This is a genomic window from Caulobacter sp. CCNWLW153 (assembly GCF_036889365.1).
In the GTDB taxonomy this organism is placed as follows: Bacteria; Pseudomonadota; Alphaproteobacteria; order Caulobacterales; family Caulobacteraceae; genus Caulobacter; species Caulobacter radicis.
In genome coordinates, this window is the sequence record NZ_JBAKFV010000048.1 from 1 (window position 1) to 551 (window position 551).

General features: G+C 66.2%; 1 protein-coding gene. It reads right to left on the reverse strand.

The genetic code is table 11. The features are described from left to right. A partial coding sequence (locus V6S85_RS26535) for an ATP-binding protein (RefSeq protein ID WP_442885740.1) occupies positions 1-551 on the reverse strand: 551 nt, incomplete at both ends.

Consider the following 551-nt stretch of genomic DNA (forward strand, 5'->3'; position numbering starts at 1 on the left):
CAGGCGCCCTTCTCGCCTTCCGGCGGCGGGGCGTAGCGCACCAGCCGGCCGATGCTGGGCAGGAACTTGCGGTAGGGGTCCTCGGCGTAGATGCGGCTCTCGACCGCCCAGCCGTTGATGGAGAGGTCTTCCTGCTGGAACGACAGCGTCTCGCCGGCCGCCGAGCGGATCATCTGCTCGACCAGATCAAGGCCGGTGATCAGTTCGGTGACCGGATGCTCCACCTGCAGGCGGGTGTTCATCTCCAGGAAGTAGAAGCTCTTGTCCTGACCGGCGACGAACTCGACGGTGCCGGCGCTGTCGTAGTTCACCGCTTTTGCCAAAGCGACGGCCTGGGCGCCCATGGCCGCGCGGGTCTCTGGATCGAGCAGCGGGCTGGGCGCTTCCTCGATGACCTTCTGGTTTCGCCGCTGGATCGAGCATTCGCGCTCGAACAGGTGGACGACATGGCCGTGCTTGTCGCCCAGCACCTGGATCTCGATGTGGCGCGGGCTCTCGATGAACTTCTCGATGAAGATGCGGTCGTCGCCGAACGCCCCGGCGGCCTCGGC